This is a genomic window from Nonomuraea sp. NPDC003201, assembly GCF_053590415.1.
This window is the reverse complement of record NZ_JBSFTC010000593.1, coordinates 1-3427: the sequence shown is the minus strand read 5'-3', so window position 1 is coordinate 3427 and position 3427 is coordinate 1. Positions and strand designations below refer to the sequence as shown.

4 protein-coding genes are annotated in these 3427 nt (G+C 71.8%); all 4 read right to left on the bottom strand.

The annotated features are described in order from the left end of the window. On the bottom strand, positions 1-228 hold a 228-nt coding region (locus ACWDX9_RS61275), incomplete at its 3' end, for a hypothetical protein (RefSeq protein WP_449973109.1). Beyond that, on the bottom strand, positions 225-1322 hold the full coding sequence (locus tag ACWDX9_RS61270; RefSeq protein ID WP_449973108.1) for a tartrate dehydrogenase: 1098 nt from the start codon (positions 1320-1322) through the stop codon (positions 225-227). The genes ACWDX9_RS61275 and ACWDX9_RS61270, both read right to left, overlap by 4 nt. Continuing rightward, entirely contained in the window at positions 1319-2851 is a 1533-nt protein-coding gene (locus tag ACWDX9_RS61265; protein WP_449973107.1) for an ABC transporter substrate-binding protein, read from the bottom strand. The genes ACWDX9_RS61270 and ACWDX9_RS61265 overlap by 4 nt, the downstream gene beginning before the upstream one ends. Before the next feature lie 123 nt (positions 2852-2974). Then, the coding region (locus ACWDX9_RS61260) for an aldehyde dehydrogenase family protein (protein ID WP_449973106.1) at positions 2975-3427 on the bottom strand (453 nt) is incomplete at its 5' end.

Genomic DNA, 3427 nt, shown 5'->3' with positions numbered 1-3427 from the left:
GGCGGCGGCGTCGAGCTCGTCGCGGCCCGGCAGGCCGGGGTGGTCGTGCACGTCGACGAGATCGCCGCCGCCGCGCAGCCGCCAGCCCAGGCCGGACAGGAGGCTCCAGGCGAGGTCCGCGGTCTCGATCTCGAGGAAGCCGACCTCGGGCCGCCGGTGCAGCTGACGCCGGACGGCGGTCGCGTCCAGCGGATCCGGCCGGGCCCCGGATCGCCGGCGCGTGCTCACGATGTTCCAGCGGCGAGGGCGTGGACGACAGCGGTCGTGAACTGCTCGGTGCTCGCCGTGCCGCCGAGATCGGGGGTGGCGGTCCCCGCCTGGAGGACGTGCTCGAAGGCGGACACGAGACCGGCCGCGGCGGCGGCCTCGCCGAGATGATCCAGCATCATGGCCGCCGCCCAGAGGGTGCCGACCGGATTGGCGATGCCCATGCCGGCGATGTCGGGCGCCGATCCGTGCACCGGCTCGAACATCGACGGGTACGTCTTGGTCGGGTCGAGGTTGGCGCTGGGCGCGACCCCGATCGACCCGGCCAGGGCGCCGGCCAGGTCGGAGAGGATGTCGCCGAACAGGTTGGAGGCGACGATGACGTCGACGCTCTCCGGCCGCAGCACGAGTCGTGCGGCCAGCGCGTCGATGAGGACCTTCTCCAGCCGCACCCCGCTGCCGTCGGCCACCTCGGCCACGACCTCGTCCCAGAACGGCATCGTGTGGATGATGCCGTTCGACTTCGTCGCCGAGATCAGCCGGCCCGAACGCCGCAGGGCCAGGCCGGAGGCGAAGCGCGCGATCCGTTCGATGCCGGCCCGGGTGAACACCGCCTCCTGGACGGCGAACTCGCCGGGCCGGCCGCGGTTGACCCGGCCGCCGACCTCGCTGTATTCGCCTTCGACGTTCTCGCGTACGACGACCAGGTCGATCGGGGCGTCCGAGCGCAACGGCGAGCGGATGCCGGGCAGCGAACGGACCGGCCGGAGGTTGACGTACTGCACGAACTCCCGGCGGATGGGGATGAGCAGACCCCACAGGGTGACGTCGTCGGGGATGTCCGGCGCGCCGACGGCGCCCAGCAGGATGGCGTCGGCGGAGGCCAGCTGCTCGAGGCCGTCGACGGGCATCATGCGCCCGTGCGCCCGGTGGTGGTCGCACCCCCACGCGCGCTCGCGCCACTCGACGGTGAACCCGAAGGTCGCGGCCAGGTGGTCGACGCAGCGCACGGCGGCGGGGACGACCTCGGTGCCGATCCCGTCACCCGGGACGACGTCGACGACGTAGCGCCGTGCCGTCCCGGGGCCGGTGTGTTCCGGGGAGGTCGTGGTCACGACAGCTTCGTGTCCTTCGTGAGCAGGGTCCGCTCCAGCGGGTCGGTCGGCAGGCCCTTGACGGTGTCCGCGACGCCCATGGTGAGGCTCTCGTGGACGAGCGGGACGAAGGCCACGTCGGTGGCCAGCTGGGTGGCGATCTCACCGTAGAGGTCGTGGCGCTTGGCCGGGTCCGCCGTGCCCCCGGCCTCCTTGACGAGCTCGTCGACCTTCGGGTTGCAGTAACCGGCGAGGTTGAAGCTGCCCTTGCAGGTTTCGTCCGAGCGCAGAACGCTGATGGGCTCGGGCAGGTCGATGAGGTGGTTGCGGGACAGCAGGGTCGCCTGGAAGTTGCCGCCCATGAGGTCGTCCTCGACCGAGGCGTAGTCCCCGGTGCGGATCTTCACGGTGATGCCGGCCTCGGCCAGCTGCGCCTGGATCACCTGGGCGAGGTCGGCGAACTCGGGCCGGTCGGAATAGGCGATGAGCTCGAAGCCGAGCGAGCCGGGGTCGATGCCGGCGGCGGCCATGGCGGCCTTGGCGTCGGCGGCGTTTCCCTGCACGGGCTGCAGCCCGGCCGGCGTCCACGGCTCGTCAGGCGTGAACGGCCCGGCCGCCGCGGTGGCGGTGCCCTCGTAGACGGCCTTGACGATGGCGTCGAGCCCGATGGCCTTCTGGATCGCGCGGCGCGCCTCGACCTTGTCGAAGGGGGCCTTGCGGGTGTTGAGGTACAGGCCGGTGGTGCGGGGCAGCGCGACCTGCTGCAGGGTGATGTTGTTGTCGCCCTTCAGGGTGGTGAGGGTGGTGACGGGGAGGTTCGCGGCCACCGAGACCTCACCGGCACGCAGTTGCGTGGCGCGGGTGGCGCCGCTCTCGGCGTAGCGGATCTCCGCGCTGCCGAGGGCGACGTCCCCGCCCCAGTAGCCGTCGTTGGCGGCCAGCGACAGCGACTGGCCGGTCCCGATGCTGGTGATCTTGAACGGTCCGGTGCAGGTGCCGACCGGGTTCGTGGTGGCGCCGGAGAACGCCTCAGGGGCGAGGATCCCGGTGTTCGGGACGCTGACCCGCAGCGGCAGGAACAGGTCCTCCTCCGGCGTGTCGATCCGTACGGTCCGGTCGTCGACGGCCGTGACCGCGGAGATGACGCTGGGGGCGAAGCTGCGCGGCGGCGCCGTGGCCTTCAGCAGCCGGTTGAGATCGTCGGCGACGACCTTCGCGGTGAGCGCGGTGCCGTTCTGGAACGTGGTGTCACGGATGGTGAACGTCCAGGACTTGGGCTCCGTCTGCTTCCATTCCGTCGCCAGGGCGGGCTGGGCCTGGTTGTCCTTGTCCACGGCCACCAGGGTCTCCAGGCAGCCGGCGCGGGTGAGGGTGAAGGCGTCGTCGGTCTCCAGGGCGTACCCGGAGTCGGGCGCCCACAGGTCGGCGATGATCAGTTTGGAGCCGCCGCCGCTCGCGGCGGCCTCGGGAGTGCCGGAGTCGAACGAGCAGCCGGCGAGCACGACGAGGGCTGTCGACATGCCGGCGAGGGTTTTCCAGGTGCGTGCCATGCTGGTGTTCCTTCTGAACGTCGTTGGGGGGAGAGCAAGGGATTGGGCACCACGGCATGACCGGTCGACGCTCAGGTGTCCCGGTCGGATGGGCAGCGGATGAGGAGTTGCCGGTGAGGGAGCTCAGCTGATGGAGGTCAGCCGGGCCGCGATGACCTTGGGTGCGGTCATCGCCACGACGGCGCTGGTGACGCCTTCCCGGCCGATGCCGCTGCGGTGGAAACCGCCGAACGGCATGGCGTCGATACGGAAGTCGGAGGTGTCGTTGATCATCACGGCGCCGGCCCGCAGCCGGCGGGCCGTGCGCAGGGCGGCGGTGGTGTCGCGGGTGAAGACCCCGGCCTGAAGGCCGGTGGCCGCGCGGTTGGCCTGGTTCACGGCGTCGTCGAGATCGGCCACGGGCAGCACGCTGACCACGGGGCCGAAGATCTCGTCGGTGACGATGGGGTCGTCGGGGGCGAGGCCGGTGAGGATGGTCGGCTGGTAAGTGGCGTCCTGACGGACCGCTCCCGCGCGTACGACGGCGCCGCGGGCGACGGCCTCCTCGACCCGGCGCTCCACGCGGCGCGCGGCCGC

Excerpts from the sequence above, each read along its gene's own strand:
- ACWDX9_RS61265 (WP_449973107.1), bottom strand. The coding sequence starts at position 2,851 with ATGGCACGCACCTGGAAAACCCTCGCCGGCATGTCGACAGCCCTCGTC.